Origin of the sequence: Pseudomonas sp. SWRI77, from assembly GCF_014269105.1 — a bacterium.
GTDB lineage: Bacteria > Pseudomonadota > Gammaproteobacteria > Pseudomonadales > Pseudomonadaceae > Aquipseudomonas > Aquipseudomonas capeferrum.
The window spans coordinates 1-20173 of sequence record NZ_JABWRV010000022.1; the positions used below are offsets into that span (position 1 = coordinate 1).

Consider the following 20173-nt stretch of genomic DNA (forward strand, 5'->3'; position numbering starts at 1 on the left):
ATTAGGGGGGATTGGGTGTGGTCTTCGGGGTGTGGGGCTTGAGGGTTTTGGCGCCTTTGAGATCGAGCGCCGCCCGCGCGGCGCTTCGCGGCGCAAGGCCGCTCCCACATTTGTTTCGGGCCAGTGAGTCCTGTTATATAGGCGCGCGCCCCCTTGTCTGTACGACGCTATATCGAGGCGAGCACCAAAGGGGCCGCGCGCCAATGCTTCAGGCATAACTGGCCCGAAACAGATGTGGGAGCGGCCTTGCGCCGCGAAGCGCCGCGCGGGCGGCGCTCGATCTCACAGGCGCCAGAAAAATCAGGCCATGCACTTCAAGACCAGCGCCCGATCCTCAATCCCTGAGCAACTCCCGCAACGCCGCCCTGGCCGCCGGCGTGCGCAAGCACTCGATAAACAACTGGCTCTCCCGCTCCACAGTCGCCTCCAGCGCCTCGCGCAGCCCATCCTTGAGCAGGCGCTTGCTGACCCGCAACGCTTCCTGCGGATAACCCTGCAGGCGCCGCGCCAGTTGCCGTGCAGCCGCCAGGCACTGCTCGCCATCGTCATGCAGCTCATTGGCCAACCCCCAGGCCACCGCCTGCTCGCCATCGAGCAGCTCGTTGGCCATCAGCAAGCGGGCGGCGCGGGCATGCCCGAGCATACGCGGCAGCAACAGGCTGGAACCAAACTCCGGGCATACTCCCAGCGGCGCAAACGGCATGCGCAGTTTCACCGAACGGCTGACCAGTACCTGGTCGCAATGCAGCAGCAGGGTGGCACCGATGCCGATCGCCGCGCCACTGACCGCAGCGATCAGCGGCTTTTCCAGGCCCATGACAATGCGCATCAGGCGGAACACCGGGCTGTCCCTGTCGCAGGGCGGGTTGTCGAGGAAATCGCGCAGGTCGTTGCCGGCGCTGAAGCAGTGCGCGCCGCCGGTGATGAGGATCGCCTCCACCTGGGGGGCTTCACCCGCCGCCAGCAGCAGGTCGCCAAACTGGCGGTACATGGCGATGTTCAGGGCATTGAGCTTGTCGGGGCGGTTGAAGGTCAGGGTCAGCAGGCCCTGGTCCAGTTCGCGTGTGATCAGGTCGTTCATGGCAGCCGCTTTTGTTGTTGTGGGTGAGCCCGGCAACAGGGTAACCGCCGGGCAGTGGCCATCAGGGTTTATCATGGCGTTCGGCTTGTTGTACAGTCGTTCAGCCCCGTCAACCGCCCGAGAACCGCCGATGAGCCAGGAAGCCCGCTACCACCGCATGCTGCCGCAATTGCGCAAGGCCAACCTGGTCGAAGCGACCTTGGTCTGCCTCAAACGCCATGGTTTCCAGGGGGCCTCGATCCGCAAGATTTCCGCCGAGGCCGGGGTGTCGGTGGGGCTGATCAGCCACCATTACGCCGGCAAGGACGAACTGGTGGCCGAAGCCTACATGGCGGTCACCGGGCGGGTCATGGGCCTGTTGCGCGAAGCCATGGCCCAGGCCGCGCCCACGGCCCGCGAGCGGCTGTCGGCGTTCTTCCGCGCCTCGTTCTGCGCCGAACTGCTCGACCCGCAGCTGCTCGATGCCTGGCTAGCGTTCTGGGGCGCCGTCAAGACCGCCGAGGCGATCAACCAGGTGCATGAACACTCGTATGGCGAATACCGCAACGAGCTGAGCCGGCTGCTTGCCACGCTGGCCGTGGAAGAGGGCTGGCAGGGCTTTGACGCCGACCTGGCAGCGATCAGCCTGAGCGCCTTGCTCGATGGCCTGTGGCTCGAATCGGGCCTGAACCCCGGCACCTTCACCCCGGCCCAGGGTGTGCAGATCTGCGAGGCCTGGGTCGATGGCTTGCAGGCCGGTGGGCGGCAACGCTTCCGCCTGCCCGAGGGCTGTTGATCGCCCGTTCAGTAACGAGTACGCTGCTGTCGCGAGTGTGTAGACCAAACCAATAAAAAAAGAGACGACACGCAATGACGCCTCGGGTATTGATCGTCGATGACGATCCGCTTATTCGTGACTTGCTGCAGGCCTATCTGTCCCAGGAAGGCTACGACGTGCACTGTGCCGACACCGCCGAAAAGGCCGAGGCGCTGCTTGGCAGCCACGACGTCGACCTGGTGCTGCTGGACATCCGCTTGCCCGGCAAGGACGGCCTGACCCTGACCCGCGAGCTGCGGGTGCGCTCGGAGGTCGGCATCATCCTCATCACCGGGCGCAACGACGACATCGACCGCATCGTCGGCCTGGAGTGCGGCGCCGACGACTACATCATGAAACCGCTCAACCCCCGTGAGCTGGTGTCGCGCGCCAAAAACCTGATTCGCCGCGTGCGCCATGCCCGCGAGGTGCACCCAACCCCCGCCTGCGCACAATCGCTGAAGCAGTTTGCCGACTGGGCGCTGGACACTGACCGCCGGCGCCTGATCGACCCCCGTGGCGGGCAAACCTTGCTGACCCACGGCGAGTTCCAGTTGCTCAGCGTGTTTCTGCGCAACAGTGGCCATACCTTGAGCCGCGACCAGCTGATGGACCAGATTCGCAACCGTGAGTGGATGCCCAACGACCGTTCCATCGACGTGCTGGTCGGCCGGCTGCGCCGCAAGCTGCACGACGACCCGGCCGAGCCGCAGTTGATCATCACCATCCATGGCACCGGTTACCTGTTCACTGCCAGCGTGGCGGCGTGAACACCCTTGGCAGCCTGCTCGCCCTGGCCTTGCTGCTGCCAGGCGTGCAGGCCGCAGCGGCCGAGCCGGTGCGCTACTGCGACTACCCGGTATACCCGCCGATTTCCTGGAGCGATGGCCACCAGGTGCGCGGCCTGGCGCCAACGGTGGTCCGTGAGCTGTTCGCGCGGATGGGCCGAGACGTGCAGACCGTGGTGCTGGGCAACTGGAAGCGTTGCCTGATGGACGTTGCCGCCGGGCGGGTGGATGTGGTGCTGGCCTACGACAGCGACCAACGTGACCAGGGCATGCGGTTTTCTTCGGTGCCGGTGATCCGTGAGGAAGTGGCGGTGTTTTACAACCGCCATCGACCCGTGCAGTTCGAGCACCTGGAAGACCTGGCCCGGTACCGTGGCGGATTGCTCTACGGTGAAAGCTATGGCGCCGAATTCGACCGTTTCGTCGCCCGTCACCAGAACATCGAGCGGGTCTCGTCCAGCCAGCAGAACTTCGGCAAGCTGATCCGTGGGCGCATCGACTTCGTGATTCAGGAGCGGCGGACCGGGGAGCTATTCATCGAGCACCTGCCCGGCGCCGAAGACATCCGCGCCTTGCCCGCCGCCCTGAGCGTGGACTACCTGCGCGTTGCGGTGTCGCGGCAATCACCGTTGAGCCAGCACATGGACGAGATCGACCGTCAACTGCAGCGCATGCGCGAGGCCGGCGAGATCGACCGTTGGCTGGAGCAGAGCGAAGTGACCTACCGCGACATGATCGACCTGCCGGCGGACGCGCGATGATCCGCCTGCGCACCGATGGCCTGCTGCGGCGCCTGCTGTTGTTCATCCTGCTGTTCAGCCTGTGCTTCACCGTGCTGGCCAGCTCCGTGCAGTTGTACTTCGAATACCGCCGTGAGATGCGTGATATTGAAGCGCGCATGGCGTTGATCCGTGCCGGTTACCTGGCAAGCCTCGAGCGCAGCCTGTGGGACCTCGACGAAGCGCAACTGGATGTGCAGTTGCGTGGCCTGGTGGACTTTTCCGATGTGGCCCGGGTACGCCTGGTCAGCGATGACTTCACCCTGTTGCGCGGTGATGCCGAGCCCAAGGGGCCCCTGCGCATCGAGCGCTTCCCCCTGGATTACCAGCCGCCCTCGGGGCCGGCGCGGCACCTTGGCGAACTGGAGGTCAGCATCGACCTGGGCGCGGTGCACCGGCGGCTGTATGCCACAGGCCTGGCCAGCCTGCTGTGGATGGGCGTTTTCCTGTGTGGCCTGGCCGTCGCGCTGTCGGGGTTGTTCTACCGCCTAGTGACGCGCCATTTGCAAGTGATGGCCGAATTTGCCCGGCGCATCGGTGCCGGGCATTGGCAGCAGCCGCTGCGCCTGGACCGGCGCCGCTCGGCGCGCCCGGACGAAATCGACACCGTGGCCCATGCGCTGGACGATATGCGCCGAGCCATCCTCAGCGACATCGAGCGCCGCGAGCTCGACCGCCTGGCGCTGCAGGGCAAGCGCGATGAGCTGCAGGCCATGGTCGAGCGGCGCACGGCGAGCCTGGCCCGGGCCAAGGACGAGGCTGAAGCCGCCAACCTGGCCAAGTCGCGCTTTCTGGCGACCATGAGCCATGAGTTGCGCACGCCGCTCAACGGCATTCTGGGCATGGCCGAACTGCTGCGTGGCGCCAGGCTCGACGCTACCCACCGGCAACGCCTGGAAGCCTTGTACAAGGCCGGCGAAGGGCTGCTGGCCATTCTTGACGAGGTGCTTTGCTTTGCCCGCCTGGAAGAGGGTGAAAGCCACGCCGAAACGCTGGTTTTCTCGCTGCGCCAGCTGTGCGGGGAGGTGCTGGCATTGCTCGAACCCATGGCCCTGGAGCGTGGCGATACGCTGCACGTGGCGATCGACGGGCAGCTGGCCGAGCACCAGCACGGCGCCGAGCAGTACCTGCGCCAGGTGCTGAGCAACCTGCTGGCCAACGCCATCAAGTTCACCGAGCACGGTCAGGTCACGCTGAGGGTGCAGGTGCTGGCCAGCGATGAACGCGGGCAGCGGCTGCGGGTGTCGGTCAGTGACAATGGCATCGGCATCGAACCGGCCATGCAGGCGAAGATCTTCGACCGCTTTATCCAGGCCAGCGAAGCCGTGGCCCGGCGTTACGGGGGCACCGGCCTGGGCCTGGCGATCTGCAAGCACCTGGTGGAAAAGCTGGGCGGGTGCATAGGCCTGGACAGCGTGCCAGGGCAGGGCAGTTGCTTCTGGTTCGAGCTCGACATGGCGCGTGGGCAGCCTGCCGTCGCCCGTGAGCACGCTCACGTGGCCTCGGCCAGCCTGGATATCCTGGTGGTCGAGGACGTGGCGCTGAACCGCGAGGTGGTGGGCGGCTTGCTGGCCCGCGATGGCCACCGGGTGTGCTTTGCCGAGGACGCCGAGCAAGCCCTGCAAGCCTGTGCCCAGCAGCGGTTCGGCCTGATCCTGCTGGACGTGCACTTGCCCGGCATGAACGGTGTGGCGTTGTGCCGGCGTATCCGCGCTACCCCAGGGCCAAACCGTGACAGCCGCATCCTGGCGCTGACCGCCGGGGTGCAGCCAGCGCAGGTGCCCGGTTACCTGGCCGCCGGCATGCAGGGGGTACTGGCCAAGCCGCTGCGGCTGGGCCAGCTGCGCCAGGCCCTGGCCGAGGCGGCGCCTGCCGAGGTGGCTGCGCCTGCCGATGGCTTGGGCATGGACTGGTCGCTGCTGCAAACCCACCGCAGCTTGCTCGGTGAGCAGAAGCTTCAGGACCTGCTGGCGGTGTTGCAACATTCGCTCGAACAACACGCGACCGCGTTGGCCGATGCCCTGCAGGCCATGGACTGCACAGAGGTGTCGCACCTTGCGCACCGCCTGGCGGGCAGTTGCGATTCCCTGGGTTTTGCCGGCCTGGCGGCGCTGTTGCGCCGCTTTGAGGCGGCAGCGCAGCGTCACGACGTGCAGGCGCTGCTGGCGCTCGGCGAGCCGCTGACAGCCCAGCTGGAACACGCCCGCACGACCCTGCAACAGCTGACCCAGCGCTGACATACAAAAAACTTACGACTTTTTACATCTTCGAGCGGTTCGTACAACGGCACCTTACATCCGTTTCCAATAATCGATGGCAACCGTGTTGCACGCGGTCCATGAGGCTTATTGGAGATAACAATAATGACATGCCGTAGCGCTCAGCCCCTCCTCGAACCAACGCTTGTACGCGGCGCGCCCGCGTTGCCACGCACCCCCTGCAACGGTGGGGTGCGCCATGACTGACACCCACGAAGGCAAGATCCAGCTCACCCGCGCGCTGAAAAGCCGGCACATCTTCATGCTGTCGCTGGGCGGTGTGATCGGCACCGGTCTGTTCATGGGCTCGGGCGTGACCATCAACCAGGGCGGGCCGATGGGCGCGATCCTGGCCTACCTGGTGGCGGGGCTGTTGATGTACCTGGTGATGGTCTGCCTGGGCGAGCTGTCGGTGCAGATGCCGGTCTCCGGTTCGTTCCAGGCTCACGCCACCAAGTTCATCGGCCCGGCCACCGGCTTCATGATCGGCTGGGTGTACTGGATGAGCTGGGCCACCACCGTGGGCCTGGAGTTCACCGCTGCAGGCATGTTGATGACCCGCTGGTTCCCCGAGGTGCCGATCTGGTACTGGTCGGCGTTGTTCGTGGTCGTGCTGTTCGGCCTCAATGCCTTGGCCACGCGGGCCTTTGGCGAGGCGGAGTACTGGTTCTCGGGGATCAAGGTGGCGACCATCCTCGGCTTCATCGTGATCGGCCTGCTGGTGATCTTTGGCGCCATCCCGCTGAACAGCGGGGCGCCGGCGCCGATGCTGAACAACCTGATGGGTGAGTCGGTGTTCCCCCACGGGCTGTCGGCGGTGTTCGCGGTGATGATGACCGTGGTGTATGCCTTCCAGGGCTGCGAAATCATGGGCGTGGCGGCCGGCGAGACCGAGCACCCGGAAAAGAGCATCCCCCGCGCCGTGCGCAACGTGGTGTTCCGCGTGCTGATCTTCTACGTGCTGGCGATTGCCGTGCTGTCAGCCATCGTGCCCTACGAGCAGGCCGGCTTGATGGAAAGCCCGTTCGTGCAGGTGTTCGACATGGTCGGCATTCCTTATGCGGCCGACCTGATGAACTTCGTCATCCTCACCGCCATCCTGTCGGTGGGCAACTCCGGGCTGTATGCCTCCACACGCATTCTCTGGGCGATGTCGAAGACGGGCATGGCGCCCAGAAGCCTGTCGCCGTTGAGCAAACGCGGTGTGCCGCTGCGTGCCCTGAGCATCACCCTGTGCTTTGCCCTGGTGTCGCTGATGACCAGCTTCATCGCCGCCGACACCTTGTTCATGGTGCTGATGGCGGTGAGTGGCATGTCTGGCACGGTGACCTGGATCGTCATCGCCCTGGCGCAGTACCGGTTCCGCAAGGCGTTTCTGCGTGATGGTGGGCAGCTGCAGGACCTCAAGTACAAGGCGCCGCTGTATCCGCTGGTGCCGCTGCTGTGCATCACCCTGTGCTGCTCGCTGTTCGTGTTCCTGGCCATGGATGAGACCCAGCGGCCGTCGTTGTATTGGGGCTTTGGCTTCATTGCCCTGTGCTATGCGGCGTATTTCGTGGTGAACCGTCGGCGCCAGGGGGCCTTGGCGCCGAGTGTGGGGTAGGGCTTGGGTCTGCCCGGGCCGCTCCTCCAACAGAACACGGTCGTCTGTAGGAGCGGCCTCGCGTCGCGAAAGGGCTGCAAAGCAGCCCCCCGCTATCTCACAGCTCACCGCAAAAACCCGAGTTGTGCAAAGTTGTAACAACCCACTCCACCTTGTTGAACACTCGTTTAGTATCGGCTCGTCAAGCCCTCCACCCCTAACAACAATACCGAGAGGCCCCCCATGACTACCCCGTCATCGTCACTGTTGAGCAAGGTCGAAGCCGGCGTTGCCTGGATCACCCTCAACCGCCCCGAACAGCGCAACGCGCTGGACATCCCCACCCTCAAGCAACTGCATGCCCTGCTGGACACCTGCAACAGCGACCCGGCTGTACGCGTGGTGGTGCTGACCGGCAGCGGGCGCAGCTTCTGCGCTGGTGCCGACCTTGCCGAGTGGGCCGAAGCCGAAGCCCGGGGCGCGCTGGAAAGCTACGGCTGGACCGAGACCGCCCATGCCCTGATGCTGCGCCTGCACACCCTCGACAAACCCACCCTCGCCGCCATCAATGGCACCGCCGTCGGCGGCGGCATGGACCTGAGCCTGTGCTGCGACCTGCGCATCGCCGCCGCCTCGGCCCGTTTCAAGGCCGGTTACACCAGCATGGCCTACAGCCCCGACGCCGGCGCCAGCTGGCACCTGCCGCGGCTGATCGGCAGTGAGCAAGCCAAACGGCTGTTGTTCCTCGATGAACTGTGGGGCGCCGACCGCGCGTTGGCGGCGGGGCTGGTGAGCGAGGTCTGCGCCGACGAGCAGTTGCCTGCAGTGGCTGCCGAACTGGCCGGCCGCCTGGCCAACGGCCCGACCTTCGCCTACGCGCAGACCAAGCGGCTGATCCGCGAGGGCGCGCAACGCACCCTGGCCGAGCAGCTCGAGGCCGAGCGCCAGGCCGGCTTGCTGTGCGGGCGTAGCCAGGACGGCGCCGAGGCGCTCAAGGCCTCGGTGCAACGCCGCCCGCCACACTTCGTTGGCCAATAACCCGTTCCCCTTCCAGGACCTTCGCAGATGAATTTCCAACTGACCCAAGAACAAGAAATGTTGGTGGAAGCGGTACGCAGCTTCGTGGCCAAGGAACTGCTGCCCCATGAAGAGGCGGTGGACCGCGCCGACGCCGTGTCGCCGGAGCTTGCCGCGCAGATCCGCGGCAAGGCCATCGCCGCCGGGTTCTACGCCTTCAACATGCCCGAGGAAGTCGGCGGCGGTGGCCTCGACTACCTGTCACAGGCACTGATCGAGCGCGAGTTGTCCAAGGTTTCCTGGGCACTGCACGTGTTCGTTGCGCGCCCCTCGAAAATTCTCATGGCCTGCAAGGACCAACAGATCACCGATTACCTGCTGCCGTGCGTGCAGGGTGAAAAGACCGATTGCTTCGCCCTGACCGAACCCGGCGCCGGCTCTGACGCCAACGCCATCAAGACCCGCGCCGTACGCCAGGGCGACGACTACGTGATCAACGGCAGCAAGCACTTCATCAGCCACGCCGGCCATGCCGACTTCGCCATCGTCTTCGCGGTCACCGACACCTACGAGCACAACGGGCGCAAACGCAATGCGGTCACCGCCTTGCTGGTCGACCGGGATACCCCCGGCATGACCATCCGCCGCGGGCCCAAGTGCGTAAGCAACCGGGGTTATCACACGTACGAGCTGTTTTTCGACGACTGCCGGGTACCGGCCAGCAAGGTGCTGGGCGAAGTCGGCAAGGGCTGGGAAGTGGCCAACGCGTGGCTTACCGCCGGCCGCGTGATGGTCGCTGCCAACTGCGTCGGCCAAGCCCAGCGCGCACTCGACGCCTCCCTGCAGTGGGCTGCCGACCGCAAGCAGTTTGGCCAACCCATCGGCAGCTATCAGGGCGTGTCGTTCAAGCTGGCCGACATGGCCACGCAGATCCGCGCCGCCGAACTGCTCACCCTGCACACCGCCTGGAAGATGGACCAAGGCAGCATGACCGATGGCGAAGCGGGCATGGCCAAACTGTTCGCCAGCGAAGTGCTGGGCAAGGTCGCCGACGAAGCCGTGCAGATTTTTGGCGGCATGGGCCTGATGGACGAAGGGCCGGTCGAACGCATCTGGCGCAACGCCCGCATCGAGCGGATCTGGGAGGGTACCTCGGAAATCCAGCGGCACATCATTGCCCGCGAACTGCTGCGCCCGTTGCTGCGTTGATCGCCCTGGAGAATTAGCATGTCGCATTCGATTCGTGACAACCTCAAGCGCCTGCTGGCGCCACGGCACCTGGCCTTCGTGGGCGGGCGCAGCATGGCCCGGGCCCTCAAGCGCTGTGCCGAAGGTGGCTTTGCCGGCCCGCTGTGGCTGGTCAACCCGCAGCACGCCAGCCTCGAGGGCATCCCCTGTTTGGCGCAGGTGGCGGACTTGCCCTGCGCGCCTGACGCGGTGTTCATCGCCACCAACCGTGAGCTGACCCTGCACTGCGTCGAGGCGCTGGCCGCCCTCGGTGCCGGGGGTGCCATCTGCTATGCCTCGGGCTTTGCCGAGAGCGGCGAGCAAGGTCGCCTGCTGCAGCAGCGCTTGCTGGCGGCGGCCGGCAACATGGCCTTGCTCGGCCCCAACTGCTATGGCCTGCTCGACTACCTGCACGGTGCCGCCCTGTGGCCGGTGGCCCATGGTGGCAAGCAGGTAGAGAAGGGCGTGGCGATCCTCACCCAAAGCGGCAACTTCGCCTACAACCTGTCCATGAGCGACCGTTCGTTGCCGGTGGCTTACATGGCGTCGGTCGGCAACCAGGCGCAGTTGGGCGTGGCCGAGCTGATGGACGTGCTGCTCGACGACCCACGGGTGACCGCCATCGGCTTGCACCTCGAGGGCCTGAAAAACGTGCCCGGCTTTGCCCGCGCCGCGTACAAGGCGCTGCAGCAGGGCACGCCGATCATTGCCCTGAAGACCGGCGTGTCGCAGATCGGTGCGGAACTGGCGCTCAGCCACACCAGCTCGCTGTCTGGCTCCGATGCCCTGTATGACAGCCTGTTCCAGCGCCTGGGCGTGATTCGCGTGAGTGGCCCGGTGAGCTTCGTCGAGACGCTCAAGGCCGCCGCTTGTGGCCGCCTGCCTGGCGATGGCCGGCTGCTCGCGCTGGCCTGTTCGGGCGGTGACGCCGGTTTGATCGCCGACTACGCCGAGCGCAACCAGCTGAGCCTGCCCAGCCTGGAGCCGGGGCAGGTCGACGCGCTGGCCCACGTGCTGCCGGCCTACGCCAACCTGGTCAACCCGCTGGATTTCACCACCGCGATCTGGGGCGATGAAGCGGCCCTGCAACGCATGCTCGACAGCACCCTGTGCGGCGCGGCGGATGCGGCCATGCTGGTGCTCGACTACCCGGCGCAGTTCACCGGCGAGCGCAAGGAATGCGACCTGTTGCTGGCGCTGTACTGCGATGCGCTGGAGCGCCACGGCAAGATCGGCTTCGTCACCTCGGCGTTTCCCGAGCTGTTGCCGGCAACCGCCCGTGAACGCCTGCATGCGCGCGGCATCGCCGCGCTGCAAGGGGTTGAAGATGGCTTGGCGGCGTGGGGGCGGATTGTGGCGTATCAACGCAGCCGCCAGCGCCTGCTGGAGCAGGGCGAGGCGGCGCAGGTACCGCTGAGCCCACAGCCCCTCGAAGGCGCTGGCCGACTGCTGGATGAATGGCAGTCCAAACAAGCCCTGAGCGCCTTTGGTCTGCCGGTGCCGGCCGGGGTGCTGAGTACCCCTGAACGCGCGCTGGACGATGCTGCCGGGGTGGGCTACCCACTGGTGCTCAAGGCTGTCAGTGCGCAGTTGCCGCACAAGACCGAAGCCGGTGCGGTGGCGCTGAACCTGCGTGATGCAGCGGCGCTACAGGCCGCCCTGGTGCAGATGCGCGAGCGCATCGGCGCCTATGCGCCAGGCGTGCCGTTCGACCAGATACTGCTCGAACCCATGGCGCCGCCGCCGTTGGCCGAGCTGATCGTCGGTATCAAGCGTGAAAACGATTTCGCCCTGGCCTTGGTAATTGGCGCTGGCGGCGTGCTGGTGGAGTTGCTCAAGGACAGCGTCAGCCTGATGCTGCCGACCACCGACAGCGCCATCCGTGCCGCGCTGCTGGGCCTGCGCAGCGCCAGCCTGTTGCAAGGTTTCCGTGGCCGCCCGGCGGCCGACCTGGAGGCACTGGTGGCGGCGATCCGCGCCGTGGCCGACTACGCCTGTGAAAACGCCGGGCACTTGCTGGAACTGGATGTGAACCCATTGATGGTTGGTGCCCACGGCACCACCGCGGTCGATGCGCTGATCCGCCTCGGCCAGCCGCAAGGAGATCAACATGCATGAGCGCCCGATAACTGCCGGCCAGGCGCTGGTACGGCTGCTGGCCAACTACGGGGTGGATACCGTGTTTGGTATCCCTGGGGTGCATACCCTGGAGCTGTACCGCGGCTTGCCCGGCAGTGGCATCCGCCATGTGCTGACCCGGCATGAGCAGGGCGCCGGCTTCATGGCAGATGGTTATGCCCGGGTCAGTGGCAGGCCGGGGGTGTGCTTTGTCATCACCGGCCCAGGCGTGACCAATGCCGCCACCGCCATTGGCCAGGCCTATGCCGACTCGATCCCGCTGCTGGTGATTTCCAGCGTCAACCACACGGCCAGCCTGGGCAAAGGCTGGGGCTGCCTGCATGAAACCCAGGACCAGCGCGCCATGACTGCGCCGATCACGGCGTTTTCCGCCGTGGCGCTGGGCGCCGAAGACCTGCCCGAGCTGATTGCCCGTGCCTGGGCGGTATTCGATAGCGAACGCCCGCGCCCGGTGCACATCTCGGTGCCGCTGGACGTGCTGGCCGCGCCCGTTGCCCGCGACTGGAGCGACGAGGTGGTGCGTCGGCCAGGGCGGGGCCAGCCCGACCAGGCCACGCTGGGCCAGGCGGCGCTGAAGCTGGCCGCAGCCAAACGGCCAATGATCATCGCCGGCGGCGGTGCATTGCACGCTGCGGAACAACTTCAGCAACTGAGCACGCGCCTGGCAGCGCCGCTGTTCACCAGCGTCGCCGGCAAGGGCCTGCTGCCTCCCGAGGCGCCGCTCAATGCCGGGTCGAGCCTGTGCGTGGCGCCAGGCTGGCAACTGATCAGCGAAGCCGATGTGGTGCTGGCGGTGGGCACCGAAATGGCCGACACCGACTTCTGGCGTGAGCGCCTGCCGGTCAATGGCGAGTTGCTGCGGGTGGATATCGACCCGCGCAAGTTCAACGACTTCTACCCCTGCGCCGTGGCCCTGCACGGTGATGCGCGGCAGACCCTCGACGGCTTGCTGGCGTCCTTGCCCGAGGGCGATCGCGACCCTCGTCAGGCTATCGCAACGGTGGCCGCCCTGCGCCAGGCCATCCGTGACGGGCATGCACCGTTGCAGGCCATTCACCAGGCCATCCTCGATCGCATCGAAGCGGTGCTGCCGGATGACGCCTTCATCAGTAGCGACATGACCCAACTGGCCTACACCGGCAACTACGCCTTTGCCAGCCGGGCGCCGCGCAGCTGGCTGCACCCCACCGGTTACGGCACCCTCGGCTACGGCCTGCCGGCAGGTATCGGCGGCATGTTCGCCACTGACCACCGCCCCGGCCTGGTGCTGGTCGGCGACGGCGGTTTCCTCTATACCGCCCAGGAGCTGGCCACCGCCGTCGAGGAACTGGACCGGCCGCTGGTGGTGGTGCTGTGGAACAACGATGCCCTCGGGCAGATCCGTGACGACATGCTTGGCCTGGACATCGAGCCGGTTGGCGTGCTGCCGCGCAACCCCGACTTCATCGGCCTGGCCCGCGCTTTTGGCTGCGCAGTGCGCCAGCCGCGCGACCTGGATGCCTTGCAGGCAGACCTGGCCTGCGGCTTCGCCACGCCAGGCGTGACCTTTATCGAACTCAAACATACCTGCGTCTGCTGACAGCGGCGCATTACCCATGACAAGAGAAACCCCCATGCCATTTCGCCGCACGCTTCTGGCTGCTTCCCTGGCCCTGCTGATCACCGGCCAGGCCCCGCTGTATGCCGCACCACCGCTGTCGATGGACAACGGCAGCAACGCCCTGACCGTGCAAAGCAGCAATGCCTGGGTCGAGGTCAGCGCAAGCGCCCTGCAACACAACATCCGCACCCTGCAAGCGGAGCTGGGTGGCAAGTCCAAGCTGTGCGCCGTGCTCAAGGCCGATGCCTACGGCCACGGCATCGGCCTGGTGATGCCCTCGGTCATCGCCCTTGGCGTGCCCTGCGTGGCGGTGGCCAGCAACGAGGAAGCTCGCGTGGTGAGGGCCAGCGGCTTTACCGGGCAACTGGTGCGGGTGCGCCTGGCCAGCCTGAGCGAGCTGGAAGATGCCTTGCAATACGACATGGAAGAACTGGTCGGCAGCGCCGAATTCGCCCGCCAGGCCGACGCCATCGCCGAGCGCCATGGCAAGACCTTGCGTATTCACCTGGCGCTCAATTCCAGCGGCATGAGCCGCAACGGGGTAGAGATGGCCAGTTGGAGCGGGCGCGGTGAAGCGCTGCAGATCACCGACCAGAAGCACCTGAAGCTGGTGGCGTTGATGACCCACTTCGCTGTGGAAGACAAGGACGATGTACGCAAGGGCCTGGCAGCGTTCAACCAGCAGGCCGACTGGCTGATCAAGCATGCCAAGCTCGACCGCAGCCAGCTGACCCTGCACGCGGCCAACTCCTTCGCCACCCTGGAGGTGCCCGAGGCGCGCCTGGACATGGTCCGCACCGGCGGTGCGCTGTTCGGCGACACCGTGCCGACGCGCACCGAGTACCAGCGCGCCATGCAGTTCAAGTCGCGGGTGGCCGCCGTGCACAGCTACCCGGCCGGCAACACTGTCGGCTATGACCGCACCTTCACCTTGGCGCGTGACGCGCGCCTGGCCAATATCACCGTCGGCTACTCTGACGGCTACCGCCGGGTATTCACCAACAAGGGCCATGTGCTGATCAACGGCCACCGCGTGCCGGTGGTGGGCAAGGTGTCGATGAACACCTTGATGGTCGATGTCACCGACTTCCCCGACGTCAAGAACGGCAACGAGGTGGTGCTGTTCGGCAAGCAGGCCGGGGGTGAGATCACCCAGGGCGAAATGGAAGATATCAACGGTGCATTGCTGGCTGACCTGTACACCGTGTGGGGCAGCTCAAACCCGAAGATTCTCGTCGACTGACCCCGTACTGAAAGGAGACTGCCATGCAATACGCCAAGCTGACTCAACGTATCGCCGGCGACGGCGCCGCCGCCTGGGACATCCACTACCGCGCCCTGGCGCTGCAGGCCGAGGGCAAGGACATCCTGCTGCTGTCGGTGGGGGACCCGGACTTCGACACCCCGGCCCCCATCGTCGAGGCTGCCATCGACAGCCTGCGAGCAGGCCATACCCATTACGCCGATGTGCGCGGCAAGCTCGCCCTGCGCCAGGCCATCGCCGATCGCCACCGGCAACGCAGCGGCCAGGCCGTCAGTGCCGAGCAGGTCACGGTGCTGGCGGGTGCGCAGTGTGCGTTGTTCTGCGTGGCCCAGTGCGTGCTCGACCCCGGCGACGAGGTGATTGTCGCCGAGCCCATGTACGTCACCTACGAGGCGGTGTTCGGTGCTTGCGGCGCCAAAGTGGTACCGGTGCCGGTCAAGCCGGAGAACGGTTTTCGGGTGTGCCCGCAGGACGTCGCGGCGCGCATCACCCCGCGTACCCGCGCCCTGGCCCTGAACAGCCCGCACAACCCCTCGGGTGCAAGCTTGCCGCGCGCGACCTGGGAGGCACTGGCAGCGCTGTGCATCGCCCACGACCTGTGGCTGATCTCTGACGAGGTGTACAGCGAGCTGCTGTACGACGGCGAGCATGTCAGCCCTGGCAGCCTGCCGGGCATGGCCGAGCGCACCGCGACCCTCAACAGCCTGTCGAAATCCCACGCCATGACGGGCTGGCGGGTGGGCTGGGTAGTGAGCTCGCCTGAGCTGGCCACGCACCTGGAAAACCTGGCCCTGTGCATGCTGTATGGCTCGCCGGACTTTATCCAGGACGCCGCCGTGGTGGCCTTGACCCAGCCGATGCCAGCACTGGAGGCCATGCGCGACGCCTATCGCCAGCGGCGCGACCTGGTGTGCGAACACTTGGCGGGTTGCCCGGGCGTCAAGGCCCTGAAACCCGATGGCGGCATGTTCGTGATGGTCGATATTCGCGCAACCGGCCTCAGCGCGCAGGCCTTTGCCGACCGCCTGCTGGACCGCGAAGGTGTGTCGGTGCTGGCCGGCGAGGCCTTTGGCCCCAGCGCCGCCGGTCACATTCGCCTGGGGCTGGTGGTGGGCCCCGAGGCGCTAGTCGATGCCTGCCGGCGCATTGCCCGTTGTGCCCAGGCACTGATGCAACAGCAGGCCCCTGCGTGAGTAGGCGCGGCTGTATCGAGTGTTGCGCCGTCGCTGACGCACCCCGTTTTGTGTGAGGAGAAACGTTGTGAATGTACTGATCGTCCACGCTCACCCCGAGCCACAATCCTTCACCGCAGCCCTGCGTGACCAGGCCGTGGCCACCTTTCGCGACCAGGGCCACCCGGTGCAGGTCAGCGACCTGTACGCCATGGGCTGGAACCCAGTAGCCAGTGCTGATGATTTTGCCGAGCGCGAGAACCCCGAGTACCTGGTCTATGCCCTGGAGCAGCGCCTAGGGGTCAAGAGCGGCGCTATCGCTGCGGATATCCAGCTAGAGCTGGACAAGCTGTTATGGGCGGACCTGCTGGTGCTGAACTTCCCGATCTTCTGGTTCTCGGCGCCGGCCATGCTCAAGGGCTGGATCGACCGGGTGCTGGTGTCGGGCGTGTGCTATGGCGGCAAGCGCTTCTACGATCAGGGCGGGCTGGCTGGCAAGAAGGCGCTGGTGACGGTGACCCTGGGCGGGCGTGAGCACATGTTTGGCGAAGGGGCGATTCACGGGCCGCTCGAGGACATGTTGCGGCCGATTCTGCGGGGGACGCTGGCCTATGTCGGGTTCGAGGTGCTGCCACCGTTCGTGGCCTGGCACGTGCCGTACATCAGCGCCGAGGCCCGCCAGGGGTTTTTGCAGCAATACCAGAAGCGTCTGGAGCAGTTGGCAGACGACCAGCCGCTGGTATTCCCGCGCTTGGCGCAGTTCGATGAGGCGTTGTATCCGCTGAGGTAACGCGGTTGTGTATGTGTGTGTAGGAGCGGCCTTGCGTCGCGAAAGGGCTGCGTAGCGGCCCCTCGATTTCAGCGTCACCGCACATATCCGGGGGCCGCTGCGCAGCCCTTTCGCGACGCAAGGCCGCTCCTACAAACGGCCACCCACACATTCGGGGTATGTTGCCCTCAAGCAAATCCCCCGATAGTGAACCCATCGGCTCGATCCGGAGCAGTCACACGATGGAGTTGCTATGCGCAAGGCACTGAAGGTGATTGGCGGTCTGCTGCTGGCGTCGGCCGCCACGCAGGCACTGGCGGTGGAGGAGGGCAGCGCGAACACGCTAAGGCTGTACAACTGGACCGACTACATCGGCGAGACCACCCTGGCCGACTTCGAGAAGGCCACCGGCATCAAGGTCGTCTACGACACCTTCGATGGCTACGAGACCGTCCAGACCAAACTGCTGACCGGCCGCTCCGGCTATGACCTGGTGATGCTCAACGCTTCCCTGGTCCCCCCCTTGATCCAGGCTGGCGTGTTCCAGGCGTTGGACAAGCAGCAACTGCCCAGCTGGCACAACCTGGATGAGCAGGTGGTCAGCAACCTGCAAGGGTACGACCCGGGGCTGAAATACTCGGCACCCTACACCTGGGGCAGTTCAGGCATCACCTACAACGTCGACAAGATCACCGCGCGCATGCCCGATGCACCGATCGGCTCGCTGGCCATGCTGTTCGACCCCAAGATCGTCTCGCGCTTCGCCGACTGCGGCGTCACCTTGATGGACGCGCCGACCGAGGTGATCCCGCTGGCCCTGCAGTACCTGGGCAAGGACCCACGCAGCGCAGCGCCGGCCGACCTCAAGGCTGCCGAGCAACTGCTGATGGGCATTCGCCCGTACATCCGCAAGTTCGATTCGGTCAACTACCTCACCAGCCTGCCCAATGGCGATGTCTGCCTGGCACTGACCTGGTCAGGTGACTACGCCACCGCCCAGGCCCGTGCGGTAGAGGCGAAGAAGGCCATCAAGCTGTCGTTCTTCATCCCCCAGGAAGGCTCGCTGATCTGGTTCGACAACCTGTACATCCCCAAGGACGCGCCGCACGCGGCCAACGCGCACCGCTTCATCGAGTTTTTGCTGCAGCCGCAAACCATGGCCAAGGTCACCGACTACATCCACTACGCCAACAGCAATGCCGCTGCCACGGCGTTGGTACAGGCCGACATCCGCCAGGACCCGGCGATCTACCCCGATGCCAAGACCCGCGAACGCCTGTTCGCGCAGAAGACCCAGAGCCCCAAGGACATGCGCGCCATCACCCGGGTCTGGAGCACGGTCAAGACCGGTTTCTGAACACTGCCAACCGATTCCCGCCAAGGAGCTGCCCATGGCCACCCCAAGCAAAGCATTCGCCATCGCCCACGACCCACTGGTGGACGCCGACAAGGCCCACTACATGCACGGCTACCATGTGTTCGACGAGCACCGCGAACAGGGCGCGCTGAATATCGTCGAAGGTGAAGGCGCCTACATTCGCGATACCCACGGCAACCGTTTCCTCGATGCGGTCGGCGGCATGTGGTGCACCAATATCGGCCTGGGCCGCGAAGAGATGGCCCTGGCCATCGCCGACCAGGTACGCAAGCTGGCCTACTCCAATCCGTTTTCCGACATGGCCAACGACGTCGCCATCGCGCTGTGCCAGAAGCTTGCGCAACTGGCGCCGGGCGACCTCGATCACGTGTTCCTCACCACCGGTGGCTCCACTGCCGTCGACACTGCCTACCGGCTGATCCAGTACTACCAGAACTGCCGTGGCAAGCCGCACAAAAAGCACGTGATCGCCCGTTACAACGCCTATCACGGCTCCACCACGCTGACCATGGCGATCGGCAACAAGGCGGCCGACCGCGTGCCCGAGTTCGACTACGCCCATGAACTGATCCACCACGTTTCCAACCCCAACGTGTACCGTGCGCCGGACGACATGGACGAGGCCGAGTTCCTCGACTTCCTGGTGGCCGAGTTCGAAGACAAGATCCTTTCCCTGGGCGCCGACAACGTAGCCGCGTTCTTTGCCGAGCCGATCATGGGTTCGGGCGGGGTGATCATCCCGCCCAAGGGCTACTTCGAGCGCATGTGGCAGGTGTGTCAGACCTACGACATTCTGTTCGTCGCCGACGAAGTGGTGACCTCGTTTGGTCGCCTGGGCACCTTCTTCGCCAGCGAGGAGCTGTTCGGGGTAACCCCGGATATCATCACCACCGCCAAAGGCCTGACCTCGGCCTACCTGCCGCTGGGTGCGTGCATCTTCTCGGAGCGGATCTGGCAGGTGATCGCCGAGCCAGGCAAGGGCCGCTGCTTCACCCACGGCTTCACCTACAGCGGGCACCCGGTGTGCTGCACAGCGGCCCTGAAGAACATCGAGATCATCGAGCGCGAGCAGTTGCTGGCGCACGTCAAGGATGTTGGCAGCTACCTGGAACAACGGCTGCACACCCTGCGCGACCTGCCCTTGGTCGGGGATGTGCGCTGCATGAAGTTGATGGCCTGTGTCGAGTTCGTTGCCGATAAAACCAGCAAGGCGTTGTTCCCCGACGCGGTCAACATCGGAGAGCGTATCCATAGCAAAGCCCAGGCCAGGGGGTTGCTGGTTCGGCCGATCATGCACCTGAACGTGATGTCGCCGCCGTTGATCATCACGCACGCGCAAGTGGATGAAATCGTCGAAACCTTGCGCCAGTGCATCATCGAAACGGCGCGTGAGCTCACCGCGCAAGGGCTGTACCAAGGCCGATGAGCCTGGCGCAAAGGGCTGTGCGTGGGCGTACCTGGCAGGCTAGACTGCCGGGCATGACCCAAGCCTCTCCCGACACACCGCTCACCCTTTCGCTGGGGGCACTGCAGCAGTGGCATGCGGCGCTGCAGCGTGCCCTGAGCCACAGCGAAACGGCCGAAGCCCTGCACTACGTCGCTGCCGCGATTGGCGAACTGGTGCAGGTGGAGTCGATGATGATCAGCCTCGAATGCCAGGGGCAGGCACCGCGGCTGCTGTATCAGCAGGGCATCCCCGAAGTGCACCGTGCTGCGGTGCTGGAGCGCTATTTCGCCGCCGGCTATCTGCTCGACCCCTTTTGCCTGGCCGTGCAGAGAGGCCTGGCCGAGGGGTTCTATCACCTCGAAGAAATCGCCCCGGACCACTTCTTCGACAGCGACTACTACAAGGCCTATTACCTGGGCACCGGCTGCAGCGAAGACAGCTACTACATCGTCGACCTCAGCCAGGGGCGCAAGTTGTCCTTCAGCCTGTTCCAGGGGTGCAGTGGCACGCGCTTGAGCAGCGGGCAGATCGACTTGCTGCGGGCGGTCGAGCCGATGGTGCGCGAAGTGCTGGGGCGTTATGCCCGTTACAACCTTGAAGCCGCCACGGCTTCGGCCGAACGCGGCAGCGTTCAGGCGGCGTTCGAGAGTTTTGGTTGCCAGGTGCTTACCGATCGGGAGCGAGAGGTGGCGCACATGATCTTGCGGGGGCATTCGGTGAAGTCCACGGCGGTGCAGCTGGGGATCTCACCGGAGACGGTGCGGATGCACCGCAAGAACCTGTATCTGAAGCTTGAGATCAATTCACAGTCGGAGTTGTTTGCGCGCTTTATCGACTGGTTACGGCAGGGGGCGGTTGCGAGCTGATAAGTGTATT

The 20173-nt window shown here is 65.5% G+C and carries 16 protein-coding genes; 15 read left to right on the forward strand and 1 reads right to left on the reverse strand.

Going from position 1 to position 20173, the window contains the following annotated elements:
* Positions 1 to 334: 334 nt before the first annotated feature.
* Positions 335 to 1081 (reverse strand): enoyl-CoA hydratase, encoded by a 747-nt coding sequence (locus tag HU766_RS19645; RefSeq protein WP_186659901.1) that lies wholly within the window; start codon positions 1079 to 1081, stop codon positions 335 to 337.
* A gap of 130 nt (positions 1082 to 1211) precedes the next feature.
* Between HU766_RS19645 and HU766_RS19650 the strand changes: the two genes are divergently transcribed.
* The 15 genes from HU766_RS19650 to HU766_RS19720 all read left to right on the forward strand — a co-directional run bounded on the left by HU766_RS19650 (position 1212) and on the right by HU766_RS19720 (position 20163).
* Complete coding sequence (locus tag HU766_RS19650; protein WP_033698782.1) at positions 1212 to 1856, forward strand: TetR family transcriptional regulator C-terminal domain-containing protein; 645 nt, start codon at positions 1212 to 1214, stop codon at positions 1854 to 1856.
* Between the two features lie 74 nt (positions 1857 to 1930).
* Positions 1931 to 2647, forward strand: a complete 717-nt coding sequence (locus tag HU766_RS19655) for a response regulator (RefSeq protein WP_047580969.1) — start codon at positions 1931 to 1933, stop codon at positions 2645 to 2647.
* Positions 2644 to 3426 (forward strand): transporter substrate-binding domain-containing protein, encoded by a 783-nt coding sequence (locus HU766_RS19660; protein ID WP_186659903.1) that lies wholly within the window; start codon positions 2644 to 2646, stop codon positions 3424 to 3426. The genes HU766_RS19655 and HU766_RS19660 overlap by 4 nt, the downstream gene beginning before the upstream one ends.
* Positions 3423 to 5681 (forward strand): ATP-binding protein, encoded by a 2259-nt coding sequence (locus tag HU766_RS19665; RefSeq protein ID WP_186659905.1) that lies wholly within the window; start codon positions 3423 to 3425, stop codon positions 5679 to 5681. The genes HU766_RS19660 and HU766_RS19665 overlap by 4 nt, the downstream gene beginning before the upstream one ends.
* Before the next feature lie 220 nt (positions 5682 to 5901).
* Positions 5902 to 7305 (forward strand): amino acid permease, encoded by a 1404-nt coding sequence (locus tag HU766_RS19670; protein ID WP_047580965.1) that lies wholly within the window; start codon positions 5902 to 5904, stop codon positions 7303 to 7305.
* A gap of 222 nt (positions 7306 to 7527) precedes the next feature.
* Positions 7528 to 8322 carry an enoyl-CoA hydratase/isomerase family protein gene (locus HU766_RS19675; protein WP_033698775.1) on the forward strand — a complete coding sequence of 265 codons (795 nt, stop codon included), beginning with the start codon at positions 7528 to 7530 and terminating at the stop codon, positions 8320 to 8322.
* A 27-nt stretch (positions 8323 to 8349) separates the two neighbouring features.
* Positions 8350 to 9510: an acyl-CoA dehydrogenase family protein gene (locus tag HU766_RS19680; RefSeq protein WP_186659908.1), complete on the forward strand. Its 1161-nt coding sequence runs from the start codon at positions 8350 to 8352 to the stop codon at positions 9508 to 9510.
* Positions 9511 to 9528: 18 nt separating this feature from the next.
* Positions 9529 to 11646, forward strand: coding sequence for an acetate--CoA ligase family protein (locus tag HU766_RS19685; protein ID WP_186659910.1), 2118 nt, complete (start codon positions 9529 to 9531; stop codon positions 11644 to 11646).
* Positions 11639 to 13246, forward strand: a complete 1608-nt coding sequence (locus tag HU766_RS19690) for a 5-guanidino-2-oxopentanoate decarboxylase (RefSeq protein WP_186659912.1) — start codon at positions 11639 to 11641, stop codon at positions 13244 to 13246. The genes HU766_RS19685 and HU766_RS19690 overlap by 8 nt, the downstream gene beginning before the upstream one ends.
* 34 nt (positions 13247 to 13280) lie before the next feature.
* On the forward strand, positions 13281 to 14510 hold the full coding sequence (gene alr / locus HU766_RS19695) for an alanine racemase (RefSeq protein WP_186659914.1): 1230 nt from the start codon (positions 13281 to 13283) through the stop codon (positions 14508 to 14510).
* Between the two features lie 23 nt (positions 14511 to 14533).
* Positions 14534 to 15724 (forward strand): pyridoxal phosphate-dependent aminotransferase, encoded by a 1191-nt coding sequence (locus tag HU766_RS19700; protein ID WP_186659916.1) that lies wholly within the window; start codon positions 14534 to 14536, stop codon positions 15722 to 15724.
* 67 nt (positions 15725 to 15791) lie between these two features.
* The gene (locus HU766_RS19705) at positions 15792 to 16493 is read left to right on the forward strand and encodes an NAD(P)H-dependent oxidoreductase (RefSeq protein WP_186659918.1); all 702 of its coding nucleotides are present in this window, start codon (positions 15792 to 15794) and stop codon (positions 16491 to 16493) included.
* Positions 16494 to 16725: 232 nt separating this feature from the next.
* Positions 16726 to 17829: a polyamine ABC transporter substrate-binding protein gene (locus HU766_RS19710; protein ID WP_033698767.1), complete on the forward strand. Its 1104-nt coding sequence runs from the start codon at positions 16726 to 16728 to the stop codon at positions 17827 to 17829.
* 34 nt (positions 17830 to 17863) lie between these two features.
* Positions 17864 to 19276: an aminotransferase gene (locus tag HU766_RS19715; RefSeq protein WP_186659920.1), complete on the forward strand. Its 1413-nt coding sequence runs from the start codon at positions 17864 to 17866 to the stop codon at positions 19274 to 19276.
* 53 nt (positions 19277 to 19329) lie between these two features.
* The gene (locus tag HU766_RS19720) at positions 19330 to 20163 is read left to right on the forward strand and encodes a helix-turn-helix transcriptional regulator (RefSeq protein ID WP_186659922.1); all 834 of its coding nucleotides are present in this window, start codon (positions 19330 to 19332) and stop codon (positions 20161 to 20163) included.
* Positions 20164 to 20173: the final 10 nt, after the last annotated feature.

Coding starts and splice junctions, on each gene's coding strand:
- HU766_RS19670 (WP_047580965.1), top strand. CDS start 5,902: ATGACTGACACCCACGAAGGCAAGATCCAGCTCACCCGCGCGCTGAAA.
- HU766_RS19675 (WP_033698775.1), top strand. CDS start 7,528: ATGACTACCCCGTCATCGTCACTGTTGAGCAAGGTCGAAGCCGGCGTT.
- alr (WP_186659914.1), top strand. CDS start 13,281: ATGCCATTTCGCCGCACGCTTCTGGCTGCTTCCCTGGCCCTGCTGATC.
- HU766_RS19715 (WP_186659920.1), top strand. CDS start 17,864: ATGGCCACCCCAAGCAAAGCATTCGCCATCGCCCACGACCCACTGGTG.
- HU766_RS19685 (WP_186659910.1), top strand. CDS start 9,529: ATGTCGCATTCGATTCGTGACAACCTCAAGCGCCTGCTGGCGCCACGG.
- HU766_RS19680 (WP_186659908.1), top strand. CDS start 8,350: ATGAATTTCCAACTGACCCAAGAACAAGAAATGTTGGTGGAAGCGGTA.
- HU766_RS19720 (WP_186659922.1), top strand. CDS start 19,330: ATGACCCAAGCCTCTCCCGACACACCGCTCACCCTTTCGCTGGGGGCA.
- HU766_RS19710 (WP_033698767.1), top strand. CDS start 16,726: ATGCGCAAGGCACTGAAGGTGATTGGCGGTCTGCTGCTGGCGTCGGCC.
- HU766_RS19650 (WP_033698782.1), top strand. CDS start 1,212: ATGAGCCAGGAAGCCCGCTACCACCGCATGCTGCCGCAATTGCGCAAG.
- HU766_RS19655 (WP_047580969.1), top strand. CDS start 1,931: ATGACGCCTCGGGTATTGATCGTCGATGACGATCCGCTTATTCGTGAC.
- HU766_RS19665 (WP_186659905.1), top strand. CDS start 3,423: ATGATCCGCCTGCGCACCGATGGCCTGCTGCGGCGCCTGCTGTTGTTC.
- HU766_RS19645 (WP_186659901.1), bottom strand. CDS start 1,081: ATGAACGACCTGATCACACGCGAACTGGACCAGGGCCTGCTGACCCTG.
- HU766_RS19700 (WP_186659916.1), top strand. CDS start 14,534: ATGCAATACGCCAAGCTGACTCAACGTATCGCCGGCGACGGCGCCGCC.
- HU766_RS19690 (WP_186659912.1), top strand. CDS start 11,639: ATGCATGAGCGCCCGATAACTGCCGGCCAGGCGCTGGTACGGCTGCTG.